The organism is Brevundimonas staleyi (genome assembly GCF_041893865.1).
Classification (GTDB): Bacteria; Pseudomonadota; Alphaproteobacteria; order Caulobacterales; family Caulobacteraceae; genus Brevundimonas; species Brevundimonas staleyi.
Window position 1 is genome coordinate 2,240,055 of the sequence record NZ_CP169082.1, and the last position, 14,055, is coordinate 2,254,109.

Sequence of the window (14,055 nt, forward strand, 5' to 3'; positions counted from 1 at the left end):
GCGTTACGCAGCGTGAGGTTTTGACGCGGTGTAGAGGGCGTCGGGCAACCGAGTCGGATGGTCGCTCGACCGAAGGTTCGGCGACTTCCGCTTTCGACCCGTAGGCGCCATCCGCGATGCAATTCCGCGTCATGCAGAAGCGAACGCTCGCGTCCAAGGATAACACCAGAACGCCAGCCCCGTGAGGAGCCGGCGTTCTCTATGGTCAGCGGTCTGAGCGTCTCAATCCCGGAGACATGCAGATAAGATTCTGATTCGTTTGGCTATTATGTCGGAAACTGACTCGACATCTGGCTTGGACCTCACCATGGGTAACCGCTGTTTCCGGCGAGGGGCCGGCGTTGGGGGACCCCATGAAGATCATCACCAGCGCTGTGGCGCTAGACTTTCGGGCACTAATCAAAGGCGCCGTGTTGGCCGGAGCCCTGCTGCTGACGCCTGCGGTGGCGAGCGCCCAGACGACGACGGATTATACGGCGGGCACCGTAACCGCCGGGTATTACCTCATGGCCGGGTCGGATGCCGGACAGTCGTTCACAGTCCCGGCCGGGGTGCAGTCAATCCAGTCCGTAAGCATCGGCGTCTCGCAAGGCGGCGGCGGCCCGAGAACGGTCAGCATGCGGTTGAGGACATTCACTGGCGGTGCGATTGGCGCCACCGATATCGCCTCAAGGACAGAGACTGTCGCCGCCAACTATCCGGCCACGCCGCAGATCGTCTTGACTGTCCCAGGTGGTCGGGCTGTGACGGCGAACGAGCAATACATCATCTTGGTTGAAGACACCGCCGTAGGCTTAGGCGCGACCATCGCTACCCAGGCGAATGTCTATCCCGGAGGGGCTTTCTACGTATCGACTGGCGTGCCGACTTCTGAAGATGCCTTCTTCAAGGTGACCTATCAGAATACGATCGTTGCGGCCCCGGTTCCCACTATGACCGAATGGGCCATGATCCTGCTGGGTCTGATGCTCGCAGGCGGTGCGGCCTTGGTTATCCAGCGCCGTCAGGGCTTCGGCCAAGTCTAACCGCCATCACATCGCCAGACGGCAGAACGCCAGCTCCTACCGGGGCTGGCGTTTGTCGTTTCAGACGTGGTTCGGAATGCCTCGGGCCGCCTTGGTCCGCATCGCCTCGAGGTGATGGCGGCGTCAGCGACATCCGTCCGTTTTTCCGGCTGCCAAGCTACGACCGCTCACGACCCTATGCGGAACTCCCGCGCTCGCTTAGGCTAAAGCTCATGGAGACAGAGCGCGACATCTATGGGGTGCCGGTCGATCCTAGTGAACGCATGCAACAGGTCATGCTGGGGCTCTATGACCTACTTGATGAAGCCGCGTTGGCCGAGTTCCCGAGCGACCTTGTCGCCGAACTAAATGGCGTCCGCCTCCGTTTCATGGACGAGTTTGAACGTCGCTACCCCGGCTCCGGCAGAGGCCGCGCTGTGTGGCGGTGAAGTCCGCTAACCACCCTCAGCAGACGTTGAACGAGGCCGCTTCTAGCGCTGGACGTACCTACAGCCGCAGACCGTCACACCCCGTGACTTGCCTTCCGGGGACGGAACGACGACATACCCCGTTCAAGTCCTGTTGGAGCCCGGCCCGCCTCGATGGTCACCCTCATCGACACCCTGACGCGGAAACCGTCTGAACTGCGTCACCCCGAAAAGCAGAACCGGCCGGAATCGGCCGTGCTGAAGAAGCCCGAGTGGCTGAGGGTCAAGGCGCCCGGATCGGGCCAGTACAACGCCACCAAGGACATCGTCCGCTCCAAGGGGCTGGTCACCGTCTGCGAGGAGGCGGCCTGTCCGAACATCGGCGAATGCTGGAGCCAGAAGCACGCCACCCTGATGATCATGGGCGACACCTGCACGCGGGCCTGCGCCTTCTGCAACGTCAAGACCGGCCTGCCCCAGCCGCTGGATCCGGAAGAGCCGACGAAGGTCGGTCTGGCCGTGTCGCAGCTGGGCCTGAACCACGTCGTCATCACCTCGGTGGACCGGGACGACGTCGCCGACGGCGGGGCGGCCCATTTCGCCGAGGTCGTGCGCCAGATCCGCCTCCAGGCGCCGCAGACGACCATCGAGATCCTGACGCCCGACTTCCTGAGGAAGGACGGGGCGGCCGAGGTGATGATCGACGCCCAGCCGGACGTCTTCAACCACAACCTGGAGACCGTGCCGCGCCTCTATCTGAAGATCCGGCCCGGCGCCCGCTACTTCCACTCCCTGCGTCTGCTGCAGATGGTCAAGGAGCGCGACCCCAACCAGTTCACCAAGTCCGGCATCATGGTCGGTCTGGGCGAGACCAAGGAGGAGGTCATGCAGGTCATGGACGACATGCGCTCCGCCGGCGTCGATTTCATCACCATCGGCCAGTACCTGCAGCCGACGCGGAAACACGCCGCCATCGACCGGTTCGTCACGCCGGAAGAGTTCAAGGCCTATGAGGCGATCGCCCGGGCCAAGGGCTTCCTGATGGTGTCGTCGTCGCCGCTGACGCGGTCGTCGCACCATGCGGGGGACGATTTCGCCCGGTTGAAGGCGGCGCGTCTGGCGCAAACGGGACGCTGATCGCGGATTGGCCGTCCACCGCGTCACCCGAAACCTGCCCTACAGTCCCGCCCAGCTCGCCGATCTGGTGGCGGACGTGGAGGCCTATCCACGCTTCGTGAAGTGGGTGACGTCGATGCGCGTCTGGAACCGGCGCGAGGAGGCGGCCGGCGTGTCGCTGCTGGACGCCGAGGCGGCCGTGGGCTTCGCCTTCATGAAGGAACGGTTCTCGACCTGGGTGCGGCATGACCGGAACCTGCCGAGAGTGGAGGTCGGACTGCTGCGAGGGCCGTTCAAACACCTGAAGAACCGCTGGGACTTTGTGGAGATGCCCGAGGGGACCCGGCTGGAGTTCATGATCGACTTCGCCTTCAAGAGCCCGATCCTGAACGCCATGCTGAACGCCAACTTCGACCTGGCGGTCGGCAAGCTGATCGAGAGCTTCGAGGCCGAGGCCCAGAGACGGTACGGAAAACCCGGATGACCGAGTTCGACTTCGACGCCGTGGTGGTGGGGGCCGGGGCCGTGGGTCTGGCCTGTGGCCGGGCGTTGTCGAAGCGGGGACTGACGGTGCTGGTGCTGGAGAAGGAGCCGCACATCGGTCAGGGGGTGTCGTCGCGGAACTCGGAAGTCATCCACGGCGGACTCTACTATCCGACGGGGTCCTTGAAGGCGAAGTTCTGCGTCGAGGGACGCCGCGCGCTCTACGCCTATCTGGACAGCCACAAGATCGATTATCGCAAATGCGGGAAACTGGTCGTGGCGACCAATGAGGACGAGGTCCCGCTGATCGAACGGATCTTCCAGCAGGCCACGACCAACGGGGTCGAGGGGCTGGAGCACCTGAGCGGGCAACAGGCGCGGGCGATGGAGCCGGAGCTGAACGCCCACGCCGCCATCCTGTCGCCCGAGAGCGGCCTGTTCGCCAGCCACGACTATATGCTGGCCCTGGAAGGCGAGATCGAGGACGGCGGCGGGTCGGTCGTGGTCTCGACCCCGTTCGAGCGGGCCGAGCCTCTGCCGGGCGGCGGGTTTTCTGTGACGGCAGGCGGGGAGGGTGGCGCGACCCTGACCTGTCGGCTTCTGGTCACCGCGCCCGGGCTATCGTCACAGGACGTGGCCGGGCGGATCGAGGGCTTCCCGGCCGACCACATCCCGAAAGGCCATTTCGGCAAGGGCGTCTATTTCCGCCTGACCGGCAAGGCGCCGTTCGAGCGGCTGATCTATCCGCCGCCCATCGCGGGGGCCTTGGGCACCCACTACCGCAAGGACCTGGGCGGGCAGGCAGTGTTCGGGCCGGACCTGGAGTATGTCGAGGTCGAGGACTACAGCGTCGATCCGGCGAAGGCCGAGGGGTTCGCGACCTATATCCGCCGCTTCTGGCCGGGCCTCCCGGACGGCGCCCTGACGCCGGACTATGCGGGGATCCGGCCCAAACTGCACGGCGCGGGCGAGACCCAGCCGGACTTCCAGCTGCGCGGTGCGGACGATCATGGCATCGAGGGTCTGGTCGCCCTGTTCGGCATCGAGAGCCCGGGCCTGACCAGTTCGCTGGCCATCGGGGAAGCGGTCGTGGAGATGTTGAGTGTCTGAGGTGTTCCGCGCGGCGACGCTGGACGATGTCGAGCGGCTGCAGCCCTTCGTCCATGCCGCCTATCGCGGCGACAGCGCCCGCAAGGGCTGGACGCACGAAGCGGACCTGCTGGACGGGCAGAGGACCGATGTCGCCGCGCTGCGGGCGATGATCGAGGATCCGACCTACGTCATCCTGCTGGCCGAGCGGCATGGGGTGCTCGTGGGTTGCGTCTCGGTGAACGACAAGGGCGACAGGCTGGCCTATCTGGGCATGCTGTCGGTCGATCCGGAGCGGCAGGGTGGGGGACTGGGGCGCAAGCTCATCGCGGCGGCGGAAGACACCGCCCGCACCCGCTTCGGCGCCCGCACCATGGAGATGACCGTCATCGTCCAGCGGCGCGAGCTGATCGACTGGTATGTCCGCTGCGGCTACGCCGAAACGGGAGAGAGCCGTCCGTTCCCGTCCACCGATCCGCGTTTCGGCCTGCCGCGCCGGGACGATCTGGCCTTCACGGTGCTGACGCGCGACCTGACCTAGGCGTTCGGCCCCACGATCATGATGGCCACGATCAGGACCGGCCAGGCGAGCGGGGCGAACAGCAGGATCCACGACAGCCTCTCGCGCCGGAGGGCGTAGGCGATCCAGGCCAGGACCGGCCCCACGATGACGGCGACGGGGAAGGTCAGGGACATGAACATGAAGGCGTTGATCCACGCGTTCGTGCCGGCGTCGGAGGCCATCACCGACATCATGCCCATGATGGCGATCGGAACGATCCCCAGAACGGCGGCGACCGAGCCGATGATCAGCCAGAGCCGAAGCGTCTTGCTGCGGGGCGGGTGAGGGGCGTGGGTCTCCGTCATTCAGACATTTGACGCCGAGGCGCGCCGTCCGGCAAGGCTCACCGTATGGAGATCCGAACGCCCCGGCTGAGACTGCGCCACGCCCGGCCGGACGATCTGGCGGCGATCCACGCCGTGCTGTCCGATCCGCGCGCGACCGAGTGGTGGTCCACGCCGCCGCATGGCTTGCTGGACGAGACGCAGGCCTGGCTGGGCGGGATGCTGGCCGGGAACGCCGAAGGCTCGGACGATTTCGTCATCGAGCGCGACGGCCGGGTGATCGGCAAGGCCGGTTTCTATCGCCTGCCGGACATCGGCTACATCCTGCATCCGGACCACTGGGGTCAGGGGCTGGCGTCCGAGGCGGTCGGGGCCGCCATCGCCCATGTCTTCGCCACGCGCGAGGTGAATGAGCTGACCGCCGACGTCGATCCGGCGAATCAGGCGTCGATCCGACTGCTGGAAAAGCTGGGCTTCACGCGGACGGGTTTTGCCGAGCGGACCTGGAATGTCGGGGGCGAATGGAAGGACAGTCTCTATTATGGCCTGACGCGACGGGCCTGGACCGCGCGGGTCGAAGGATCGTCAGCGAGGCCTTGAAGTCCTGAGAAGGTTCAGGCATAAGCCCGCGCTCGCAGGCGGCTCTCCCGAGGGCCGCCGCTTCCTTTTTTGCGTCAGGCCCACCCGGGAACCGGCGCCGTATACGAGATGAGACGGACATGGCCGTTCCCAAGCGCAAAGTATCGCCCTCGCGTCGCAACATGCGCCGCGCCCACGACGCCCTCGGCGCCAACGCCTACACCGAGGACAAGGACACGGGCGAGCTGCGCCGCTCGCACCACATCGACCTGAAGACCGGCACGTACCGCGGTCGTCAGGTTCTGACGCCGAAGGAAGACTAGTCTTCTGATATGTCATCCCGGCCGTCGAGCCGGGACGAAACTGTGAAGTTTACGCCGCGCGGGTCAACCGCGCGGCGTTTTCGTGCGTTATGGCCGCTCAACAACGAGGAGCGTCCCATGATCCGCACCCTTTCCGCCGTCACCGTCTCGGCGTTGATCCTCGCCGCCTGCGGCCAGCCCGAGGCGACGCCGCCCGCGTCCGCCCCTGAAACGCCCGCGCCGACCGCGCCCGCGACCCCGGCGCCCGACGCCAACACCCTGACGGCCGGCGGCTATGGTCCGGTGCGGATCGGCATGACCAAGGCCGAGGTGATCGCCGCCGTGGGCGACAAGTTCAATCCCAGCCTGGTCGGCGGCGCAGAGCCCGACGTGTGCGACCAGTGGCGTCCGGCCCGGTCGCCGGAAGGCGTGACCGTGATGCTGGAGAACGGCATCCTGACCCGCATCTCGGTGGCTTCGCCCGCCACCCTGAAGACCGATCGCGGGTTCGGCGTCGGCGACACGGCCGCGGCGATCAAGGCCGCCTACGGCCCGCTGGCCGTGTCCCAGCCGCACAAATATTCGCCGGCGCCGGCCGAGGACATCTTCGTCTGGACCACGGGCGCCCCGGCCACGGCCGGCGAATACGTCCAGGACCCGGCCGCGCGCGGCATCCGCTACGAGATCGACGGCGAGGGCAAGGCGTCCATCGTCCACATCGGCGGCCCGGCCATCCAGCTGGTCGAAGGCTGCGCCTAAGACCTGACAGGAGGCGAGTTGGCGATTCGCAGGCGTCGGGCTAAACCCCGACGCCTGATTTTCCTTTGAACGCCGAAGGCCTCCCATGACCGACATCGCCGACATCGTCGCCCGCCAGATCCTCGACAGCCGGGGCAACCCGACGGTGGAAGTGGACGTGATCCTGGATGATGGCTCGTTCGGCCGGGCCGCCGTGCCGTCCGGCGCCTCCACCGGAGCCCACGAAGCGGTCGAGCTGCGCGACGGCGACAAGGAGCGTTGGGGCGGCAAGGGCGTCCAGAATGCGGTCGACGCCGTCAACGGCGAGATCTTCGACGCCCTGTCGGGCATGGACGCCGAGGACCAGCGCCGCATCGACGAGGCCCTGATCACCCTGGACGGCACCGAGAACAAGGGCCGTCTGGGCGCCAACGCCATCCTGGGCGTGTCGCTGGCGGTCGCGAAGGCCAGCGCCATCTCGGCCGGCCTGCCGTTGTTCCGCTATGTCGGCGGCATCTCGGCCCGCGTCCTGCCGACCCCGATGATGAACATCATCAACGGCGGCGCCCACGCCGATAACCCCATCGACATCCAGGAGTTCATGATCCTGCCGACCGGCGCCGAGAGCTTCTCGGAAGGCCTGCGGATGGGCTCGGAAATTTTCCACGCCCTGAAGAAGCAGCTGAAGGACGCCGGTCACAACACCAACGTCGGCGACGAGGGCGGTTTCGCCCCCAACCTGGCCTCGGCCGAGGAAGCCCTGAGCTTCATCACCAAGGCGGGCCAGGCGGCCGGCTATCTGGCCGGTGAGGACTTCCACCTGGCGCTGGACGTCGCCGCGACCGAGTTCTTCAAGAACGGCGCCTACAACATGACCGGCGAAGGCAAGATCCTGGGCGGGGAGGGGATGGTCGCCTATCTGGCCGATCTCTGCGAGCGCTTCCCCATCGTCTCGATCGAGGACGGCTGCGCCGAGGACGATTTCGAGGGCTGGAAGCTGCTGACCGACGCGCTGGGCGAACGCGTCCAGATCGTGGGCGACGACCTGTTCGTCACCAACCCGGCTCGCCTGGCCGCCGGCATCGGCGAAGGTCTGGCCAACTCCATCCTGGTCAAGGTCAACCAGATCGGCACCCTGTCGGAGACGCTGGACGCCGTCGATATGGCCCACCGCGCCGGCTACACCGCCGTCATGAGCCACCGCTCGGGCGAGACGGAGGATTCGACCATCGCCGACCTGGCCGTGGCGACGAACTGTGGACAGATCAAGACGGGCTCGCTGGCCCGTTCGGACCGCACGGCCAAATACAACCAGCTGCTGCGCATCGAGGAACTGCTGGGCGACCAGGCCTCCTACTACGGCGACGGCATGCTGCTGAAGTAGGCGTCTGGGGAGGGCGGCGTTCGTAGCGTCGCCCTTTTATCCAGTCTCCGTGCACCCCAGCGAAGGCTGGGGTCCAGATCACGAACTCTGGACGTTGGGATTGCGCATCGTCCTTGCTGCTCGAAGCGCTGACGTCTTCCATCCGGACCCCAGCCTTCGCTGGGGTGCACGGGTGAGAAGGTAAACCTTCGTGATTCCACGGCAAAGCTAGGGTTTGTTAGGCATTTTCGGTCACAAACGATGAACTGTGACCCACGCTCAGAAGGAGCGTTCGCGATGCCCGAACAGATGAAGCCCTATACCGTAACCGCCTGTCTGTTCCTGCTCGTCGGCTATCTGGGGATCCAGGCGCTGACGGGGGAACGCGGCCTGCTCAGCGGCGCCGAGCGCGATACGCGTCTGGCCCAGCGTGAAGCCCAACTGACCGCCCTGACCGAACAACGCGCCGACCTGGAAGTCCGGGTGCGGTATCTCCGCACGGGCAGTTTGTCGCGCGACCTTCTGGAAGAGCGGGCCCGCGCCGTGCTCGGTTTCAGCGATCCCCGCGACTATGTGGTGCGTACCGTCGCCATCCAGCCCACCGCTGCGAGCGCAAACCTCTCCTGAACTCTTGTTACAGCCCAGGTGGCGTGCTTTGCCTTTGGGGAACGAAGGCTGCTACAGCCGCTTTCCGTAACGACAAGAGGCCCGTCCGGCGCGTTTCGCCGTGGGCTCCACCGGGAGATGCCGGATGGCGAGAGCCGCCCAGAAAACCACGGATTCCAAAGGGTCCGCCAAAATTCCGAACACGCCGACCGCGTCCAAGGAAGACCTGCTTCGCTACTATCGTGAGATGGTTCTGATCCGCCGCTTCGAGGAGCGGGCGGGCCAGCTGTACGGCATGGGTCTGATCGGCGGCTTCTGCCACCTGTATATCGGTCAGGAGGCCGTGGCCGTCGGCGTTCAGGAGAGCGTCAAGCCGGGCCACGACAAGATCATCACCGGCTACCGCGACCACGGCCACATGCTGGCCGCCGGCATGGATCCGAAAGAGGTCATGGCCGAGCTGACGGGTCGCATCGGCGGCTCGTCCAAGGGCAAGGGCGGGTCGATGCACATGTTCGACGTGCCGACCGGCTTCTACGGCGGCCACGGCATCGTGGGCGCCCAGGTGGCGCTCGGCACCGGCCTGGCCTTCGCCGGCAAGTACCGCGGCGACGATTCGGTCGCCTTCGTCTACTTCGGCGACGGGGCCTCGAACCAGGGTCAGGTCTACGAGAGCTTCAACATGGCCCAGCTGTGGAAGCTGCCGGCCATCTACATCATCGAGAACAACCAGTACGCCATGGGCACGAGCATCGAACGCTCGTCGTCCACGACCGAGCTCTACAACCGCGGCGCCAGCTTCGGCATTCCGGGCGAGCAGGTCGACGGCATGGACGTGCTGGCGGTCAAGGACGCTGTGGAACGCGCCGTGAAGCGCGCCCGTGAAGGCGGCGGCCCCTTCATCCTTGAAGTGAAGACCTATCGCTATCGCGGCCACTCGATGTCCGACCCGGCGAAATACCGCTCCAAGGAAGAAGTCGACGAGGTCAAGAAGACCCGCGACCCCATCGACCACGTCAAGATGCTGCTCGAACAGGCCAAGGCCACCGAGGACGAGCTGAAAGCCATCGACAACGAGATCAAGGCCATCGTGGCCGAAGCCGTGCAGTTCGCTCAGGAAAGCCCTGAGCCCGATCCGTCCGAACTCTATACGGACGTCTATGTGGAGACCGCCCAGTGACCGACATTCTGATGCCGGCGCTGTCGCCCACGATGGAAGAAGGCAACCTGACCAAATGGCTCGTGAAGGCGGGCGATGTGGTCAAGGCAGGCGATGTGATCGCCGAGATCGAGACCGACAAGGCCACGATGGAGGTCGAGGCCGTGGACGAGGGCGAGATCGCCGAGATCCTGGTCGCCGAAGGCTCCGAGGGCGTGAAGGTCAACACCCCGATCGCCCGCATGGCCGGTGAGGCCGGCGCCGCCGCCCCCGCGCCGAAGGCCGAGGCTCCCGCCAAGGAGGCCCCGAAGGCCGATGCCGCTCCGGCCGCCGAGGGCGCGCCCGCCGATGCGCCGGTGAAGCCCAAGGTCGAGCTGAAGGATCCGGAAATCCCGGCCGACGCCAAACTGGTCAAGACGACCATCCGCGATGCGCTCCGCGACGCCATGGCCGAGGAAATGCGCCGCGACGAGAACGTCTTCCTGATCGGCGAGGAAGTCGCCCAGTACCAGGGCGCCTACAAGGTCAGCCGCGAACTGCTGCAGGAGTTCGGCGAGCGCCGCGTGGTCGACACCCCGATCACCGAGCATGGCTTCGCGGGTCTGGGCGTCGGCGCCGCCATGAGCGGCCTGAAGCCGATCGTGGAGTTCATGACGTTCAACTTCGCCATGCAGGCGATCGACCACATCATCAACTCGGCCGCCAAGACGCTCTACATGTCGGGCGGTCAGATCAAGGCGCCGATCGTGTTCCGCGGCCCGAACGGCGCGGCCAGCCGCGTCGCCGCCCAGCACAGCCAGGACTACTCCGCCTGGTACGCCCAGGTGCCCGGCCTGAAGGTCATCGCGCCGTATGACGCGGCCGACGCCAAGGGCCTGCTGAAGGCCGCCATCCGCGACCCGAACCCCGTCGTCTTCCTCGAGCACGAGATGATGTACGGCCTGGAGTTCGACGTGCCGGAGGTCGAGGACTACGTTTTGCCGATCGGCAAGGCCAAGGTCCGCCGCGAGGGCACGGACGTCACCATCACGGCCCACAGCCGCATGGTCGGCTTCGCCCTGCAGGCCGCCGAACAGCTGGAAGCCGAGGGCATCTCGGTCGAGGTGGTGGACATCCGCACCCTGCGTCCGCTGGACACCGACACCATCGTCGAGAGCGTCAAGAAGACCAGCCGTCTGGTCTCGGCCGAGGAAGGCTGGGGTCCGATGGGCGTCGGCGCCGAGGTCGTGGCCCGCGTGATCGAACACGCCTTCGACTATCTGGACGCCCCGCCTCTGCGCGTTCACCAGGAAGACGTGCCGCTGCCCTATGCCGCCAACCTGGAAGCCCTGTCGCTGCCGGGCACGGACAAGATCGTCGCGGCCGTGAAGGCGGTGATGGCGTGACCCATCCCTACGCCCTGCCGGAACCGGACGAGGTCGGGGCCGTCACCGACGGTTCGGCGGTGGAGCTGACCCGCGTGTGGATCGGCCCGCAGGGTCCGGCGATCATCTGTCGCCCGGCCTTCGACGATCCGAGCACCATGGGCGAGATGCTGGCCGAGCTGTGCTGGCATTTCGCCTATGCCTACGAAAAGAACGGCGGCTTCACCCAGGAAGAGGCCAAGGCCCTGCTGAAGGAAGGCTGGGCGAGGGGGCACGCCAACGGCGAGGCCGCCGCGGCCGCGAAGGCATCGAAATGAGCAACGAACCGACCGAGTTTCAGCTGAGCGTTCCGGAGAGCGTCGCCTCTGACCCGGATGCGGTGGAGGTCCTGCGGTTCTGGTGGTCGCGCGGCGAGCCCGTGATGACGCTGAAGCCCGCCTTCAACGACCCGGCCAAGTTCGGCGAGATGCTGGCGGTCGCCGCGCGGCACATGGCCCACGGCTACGCCGTGCGTCACGGCCACGACGAGCGGGCCGCCTACAACCAAATCCTCACGGGACTGAGCGACGTGATCAAGGCCGACAATGTCGCCACCGTCGTCGAACCCGCCGCCTTCAAGGGGGACAACGCCCGATGACTGACATCCTGATGCCCGCCCTGTCGCCCACTATGGAAGAGGGCGTTCTGGCCAAATGGCACGTCAAGGCCGGCGACGTCGTCAAGGCCGGCGACGTCATCGCCGAGATCGAGACCGACAAGGCCACCATGGAGGTGGAAGCCGTCGACGAAGGCACCATCACCGACATCCTGGTCGCCGAAGGGACCGAGGGCGTGAAGGTCAACACCCCGATCGCCCGCCTGGCGGACGAGGGCGGCGCGGCCGCTCCCGCGCCCAAGGCTGCCGAGAAGGCCGCTGAGCCCGCCAAGACCGAAGCCCCGAAGGCGGAAGCGCCCAAGGCCGCCGAGGCTCCGAAAGCCGCTCCCGCCGCTGCGCCTGCCGCCAAGTCCGGCGAACGCGTCTTCGCCTCGCCCCTGGCCCGTCGTCTGGCCAAGGACGCCGGTCTGGACCTGTCGAGCCTGAAGGGCACCGGCCCGCACGGCCGCATCGTCCGCGCCGACGTCGAGGCCGCCGGCAAGGGCGGCGCCAAGGCCGCGACGGCTTCTGCCTCCGCTCCGGCCGCCGAAGCCCGCAAGGTCCAGTCGCTGGCCCAGATGGGCATTCCGGACGGCAGCTACGACCTGATCCCGCTGGACGGAATGAAGAAGGCCGTCGCCCGCCGCATGGTGGAGTCGGTCCAGAACGTCCCGCACTTCCCGCTGTTCATCGACTGCGAGATCGACGCCCTGATGGCCGTCCGCGCCAAGGTCAACGCACTGCTGGAGCCCAAGGGCATCAAGGTCTCGGTCAACGACTTCGTCATCAAGGCCTCGGCCCTGGCGCTGAAGCTGGTGCCCGAAGCCAACGCCAGCTACTCGCCGGAAGGCATCGCCATGCACCACAACGCCGATGTGGCGATGGCGGTGGCGATCGACGGCGGCCTGATCACCCCGATCATCCGCAAGGCGGAGCTGAAGTCGCTGTCGCAGATCGCGGTGGAGGCCAAGGACCTGGCCAAGCGCGCCCGCGACCGCAAGCTGAAGCCCGAAGAATTCCAGGGCGGCACCTTCTCGGTCTCTAACCTGGGCATGTTCGGGATCAAGCAGTTCACCTCGATCATCAACGAGCCCCAGGGCTGCATCATGAGCGTGGGCGCGGGGGAACAGCGCGCGGTCGTCAAGAACGGCCAGGTCGTCCCGGCCACGGTGATGACCGTCACCCTGACCTGCGATCACCGCGTGGTGGACGGCGCGACCGGCGCCCGCTTCCTGCAGGCCTTCAAGCCGCTGATCGAAGATCCGGTGACGATGCTGGCCTGATCCGGCCCGACGAAACCTTTGGCGGCCAGCGGGGCTTTATCTCGTGGCCGCCAAAGGAGTTCGCCATGAGATCGCTGACCGCCGTCGCCCTGATCTGCCTGATCGCGCCCGCGACCGTGCTGGCCGCCGACGGCCGCTGGACCAGCGGATACGGACAGGGCGTGACCGAGGCCACGGTGACCAACGGCCGGGGCACGACCTTCTACATCGCCTGTCCGGATACGGCCCTGAACCGCGCGCCCAGCGTCACGCTGGAGCCGCGCGGCATGACGGGCGGAGCCGACGCCGCCAACGTCGGGGTGATCCTGACCATCGACGGCCGCTCCACCAACTGGCCGCTGAACCGGCGCGTGCTGGACCAGAACCAGGTGCTGTTCACCGCCGATGCCTCCACGGCCGCCCAGAAGACCGCCCTTCGCGCCCTGATGCGGGGTCTGGGGCAGGGCCGCAGCCTGACGGTCGCCATTCCGGGCGACGGCATCCGCGAGACCTTCACCCTGGCGGGATCGTTCGCGGCTCTGGGCGAATGCGCCGTGCATTGATCCAGCGGCCCGACGCACTCATCTTCAGGCCATGCACACCGTCTACGACTTCACCGCCACGGCCATCGACGGAACCGAGGTCTCGCTCGACCGGTTTCGCGGACAGGCCCTGTTGATCGTCAACACCGCCTCCAAATGCGGCTTCACCGGCCAGTACGCGGGGCTGGAGGCTCTGCATCGCCAGTATGCCGATCAGCCGTTCGAGGTTCTGGGCTTTCCCTGCAACCAGTTCGGCGGTCAGGAGCCCGGCAAGGCGGCGGAGATCGCGGCCTTCTGTTCCTCGACCTATGACGTCGGCTTTCCGATGTTCGACAAGATCGAGGTCAACGGGCCCAACCGCCACCCGATCTACAACTGGCTGACCCAGCACAAGCGCGGCTTTCTGGGCAGTCGCGACGTGAAGTGGAACTTCACCAAATTCCTGACCGACCGGGAGGGGAGGGTGGTCGCCCGCTTCGCCCCCGACGTCGAACCGGCCGCTATCGCGCCCGAAATCGAGAAGCTGCTGGCCTGAGGCCG

The 14,055-nt window shown here is 66.6% G+C and carries 19 protein-coding genes; 18 read left to right on the top strand and 1 reads right to left on the bottom strand.

Annotated elements, in window-relative coordinates; genetic code table 11:
• Positions 1-353 precede the first annotated feature (353 nt).
• From ACETK8_RS11350 to ACETK8_RS11375, 6 genes are all read left to right on the top strand, one after another.
• The gene (locus tag ACETK8_RS11350) at positions 354-1,025 is read left to right on the top strand and encodes an IPTL-CTERM sorting domain-containing protein (protein WP_374036039.1); all 672 of its coding nucleotides are present in this window, start codon (positions 354-356) and stop codon (positions 1,023-1,025) included.
• 212 nt (positions 1,026-1,237) lie between these two features.
• The gene (locus ACETK8_RS11355; protein WP_374036040.1) at positions 1,238-1,453 is read left to right on the top strand and encodes a hypothetical protein; all 216 of its coding nucleotides are present in this window, start codon (positions 1,238-1,240) and stop codon (positions 1,451-1,453) included.
• A 153-nt stretch (positions 1,454-1,606) separates the two neighbouring features.
• A complete protein-coding gene (lipA, locus tag ACETK8_RS11360) occupies positions 1,607-2,569 on the top strand; it encodes a lipoyl synthase (protein ID WP_374036041.1) in 963 nt (320 codons plus the stop codon).
• A gap of 7 nt (positions 2,570-2,576) precedes the next feature.
• Positions 2,577-3,032, top strand: coding sequence for a type II toxin-antitoxin system RatA family toxin (locus ACETK8_RS11365; RefSeq protein WP_374036042.1), 456 nt, complete (start codon positions 2,577-2,579; stop codon positions 3,030-3,032).
• Positions 3,029-4,141 (top strand): NAD(P)/FAD-dependent oxidoreductase, encoded by a 1,113-nt coding sequence (locus ACETK8_RS11370; protein WP_374036043.1) that lies wholly within the window; start codon positions 3,029-3,031, stop codon positions 4,139-4,141. The genes ACETK8_RS11365 and ACETK8_RS11370 overlap by 4 nt, the downstream gene beginning before the upstream one ends.
• Entirely contained in the window at positions 4,134-4,661 is a 528-nt protein-coding gene (locus ACETK8_RS11375; RefSeq protein ID WP_374036044.1) for a GNAT family N-acetyltransferase, read from the top strand. The genes ACETK8_RS11370 and ACETK8_RS11375 overlap by 8 nt, the downstream gene beginning before the upstream one ends.
• Here the strand turns inward: ACETK8_RS11375 and ACETK8_RS11380 are convergent.
• Entirely contained in the window at positions 4,658-4,987 is a 330-nt protein-coding gene (locus ACETK8_RS11380; protein WP_374036045.1) for a hypothetical protein, read from the bottom strand. The two genes, ACETK8_RS11375 and ACETK8_RS11380, sit on opposite strands and share 4 nt — an antisense overlap.
• 45 nt (positions 4,988-5,032) lie before the next feature.
• Between ACETK8_RS11380 and ACETK8_RS11385 the strand changes: the two genes are divergently transcribed.
• The 12 genes from ACETK8_RS11385 to ACETK8_RS11440 all read left to right on the top strand — a co-directional run bounded on the left by ACETK8_RS11385 (position 5,033) and on the right by ACETK8_RS11440 (position 14,050).
• The gene (locus ACETK8_RS11385) at positions 5,033-5,566 is read left to right on the top strand and encodes a GNAT family N-acetyltransferase (protein ID WP_374036046.1); all 534 of its coding nucleotides are present in this window, start codon (positions 5,033-5,035) and stop codon (positions 5,564-5,566) included.
• 119 nt (positions 5,567-5,685) lie between these two features.
• Entirely contained in the window at positions 5,686-5,868 is a 183-nt protein-coding gene (gene rpmF, locus ACETK8_RS11390) for a 50S ribosomal protein L32 (RefSeq protein WP_374036047.1), read from the top strand.
• Positions 5,869-5,985: 117 nt separating this feature from the next.
• Entirely contained in the window at positions 5,986-6,606 is a 621-nt protein-coding gene (locus tag ACETK8_RS11395) for a hypothetical protein (protein WP_374036048.1), read from the top strand.
• 85 nt (positions 6,607-6,691) lie between these two features.
• Positions 6,692-7,969: a phosphopyruvate hydratase gene (gene eno, locus ACETK8_RS11400; RefSeq protein ID WP_374036049.1), complete on the top strand. Its 1,278-nt coding sequence runs from the start codon at positions 6,692-6,694 to the stop codon at positions 7,967-7,969.
• Positions 7,970-8,245: 276 nt separating this feature from the next.
• Entirely contained in the window at positions 8,246-8,575 is a 330-nt protein-coding gene (locus ACETK8_RS11405; RefSeq protein WP_374036050.1) for an FtsB family cell division protein, read from the top strand.
• A 124-nt stretch (positions 8,576-8,699) separates the two neighbouring features.
• Complete coding sequence (gene pdhA, locus ACETK8_RS11410) at positions 8,700-9,734, top strand: pyruvate dehydrogenase (acetyl-transferring) E1 component subunit alpha (RefSeq protein ID WP_374036051.1); 1,035 nt, start codon at positions 8,700-8,702, stop codon at positions 9,732-9,734.
• Entirely contained in the window at positions 9,731-11,098 is a 1,368-nt protein-coding gene (locus tag ACETK8_RS11415; RefSeq protein WP_374036052.1) for a pyruvate dehydrogenase complex E1 component subunit beta, read from the top strand. The genes pdhA and ACETK8_RS11415 overlap by 4 nt, the downstream gene beginning before the upstream one ends.
• Positions 11,095-11,394 carry a DUF5076 domain-containing protein gene (locus ACETK8_RS11420; RefSeq protein WP_374036053.1) on the top strand — a complete coding sequence of 100 codons (300 nt, stop codon included), beginning with the start codon at positions 11,095-11,097 and terminating at the stop codon, positions 11,392-11,394. Before ACETK8_RS11415 ends, ACETK8_RS11420 begins: the two co-directional genes overlap by 4 nt.
• Positions 11,391-11,714: a DUF5076 domain-containing protein gene (locus tag ACETK8_RS11425; RefSeq protein ID WP_374036054.1), complete on the top strand. Its 324-nt coding sequence runs from the start codon at positions 11,391-11,393 to the stop codon at positions 11,712-11,714. Before ACETK8_RS11420 ends, ACETK8_RS11425 begins: the two co-directional genes overlap by 4 nt.
• Complete coding sequence (locus ACETK8_RS11430) at positions 11,711-12,994, top strand: pyruvate dehydrogenase complex dihydrolipoamide acetyltransferase (protein ID WP_374036055.1); 1,284 nt, start codon at positions 11,711-11,713, stop codon at positions 12,992-12,994. The genes ACETK8_RS11425 and ACETK8_RS11430 overlap by 4 nt, the downstream gene beginning before the upstream one ends.
• Before the next feature lie 65 nt (positions 12,995-13,059).
• Complete coding sequence (locus ACETK8_RS11435) at positions 13,060-13,536, top strand: hypothetical protein (RefSeq protein ID WP_374036056.1); 477 nt, start codon at positions 13,060-13,062, stop codon at positions 13,534-13,536.
• 31 nt (positions 13,537-13,567) lie between these two features.
• The gene (locus tag ACETK8_RS11440) at positions 13,568-14,050 is read left to right on the top strand and encodes a glutathione peroxidase (RefSeq protein WP_374036057.1); all 483 of its coding nucleotides are present in this window, start codon (positions 13,568-13,570) and stop codon (positions 14,048-14,050) included.
• The last annotated feature ends 5 nt before the right edge of the window (positions 14,051-14,055 follow it).

What these genes read in the sequence shown, in the direction of transcription:
- ACETK8_RS11350 (WP_374036039.1), top strand. Translation starts at nt 354, where the DNA reads ATGAAGATCATCACCAGCGCTGTGGCGCTAGACTTTCGGGCACTAATC.
- ACETK8_RS11355 (WP_374036040.1), top strand. Translation starts at nt 1,238, where the DNA reads ATGGAGACAGAGCGCGACATCTATGGGGTGCCGGTCGATCCTAGTGAA.
- lipA (WP_374036041.1), top strand. Translation starts at nt 1,607, where the DNA reads ATGGTCACCCTCATCGACACCCTGACGCGGAAACCGTCTGAACTGCGT.
- ACETK8_RS11370 (WP_374036043.1), top strand. Translation starts at nt 3,029, where the DNA reads ATGACCGAGTTCGACTTCGACGCCGTGGTGGTGGGGGCCGGGGCCGTG.
- ACETK8_RS11380 (WP_374036045.1), bottom strand. Translation starts at nt 4,987, where the DNA reads ATGACGGAGACCCACGCCCCTCACCCGCCCCGCAGCAAGACGCTTCGG.
- ACETK8_RS11385 (WP_374036046.1), top strand. Translation starts at nt 5,033, where the DNA reads ATGGAGATCCGAACGCCCCGGCTGAGACTGCGCCACGCCCGGCCGGAC.
- rpmF (WP_374036047.1), top strand. Translation starts at nt 5,686, where the DNA reads ATGGCCGTTCCCAAGCGCAAAGTATCGCCCTCGCGTCGCAACATGCGC.
- ACETK8_RS11395 (WP_374036048.1), top strand. Translation starts at nt 5,986, where the DNA reads ATGATCCGCACCCTTTCCGCCGTCACCGTCTCGGCGTTGATCCTCGCC.
- eno (WP_374036049.1), top strand. Translation starts at nt 6,692, where the DNA reads ATGACCGACATCGCCGACATCGTCGCCCGCCAGATCCTCGACAGCCGG.
- ACETK8_RS11405 (WP_374036050.1), top strand. Translation starts at nt 8,246, where the DNA reads ATGCCCGAACAGATGAAGCCCTATACCGTAACCGCCTGTCTGTTCCTG.
- pdhA (WP_374036051.1), top strand. Translation starts at nt 8,700, where the DNA reads ATGGCGAGAGCCGCCCAGAAAACCACGGATTCCAAAGGGTCCGCCAAA.
- ACETK8_RS11425 (WP_374036054.1), top strand. Translation starts at nt 11,391, where the DNA reads ATGAGCAACGAACCGACCGAGTTTCAGCTGAGCGTTCCGGAGAGCGTC.
- ACETK8_RS11430 (WP_374036055.1), top strand. Translation starts at nt 11,711, where the DNA reads ATGACTGACATCCTGATGCCCGCCCTGTCGCCCACTATGGAAGAGGGC.
- ACETK8_RS11435 (WP_374036056.1), top strand. Translation starts at nt 13,060, where the DNA reads ATGAGATCGCTGACCGCCGTCGCCCTGATCTGCCTGATCGCGCCCGCG.
- ACETK8_RS11440 (WP_374036057.1), top strand. Translation starts at nt 13,568, where the DNA reads ATGCACACCGTCTACGACTTCACCGCCACGGCCATCGACGGAACCGAG.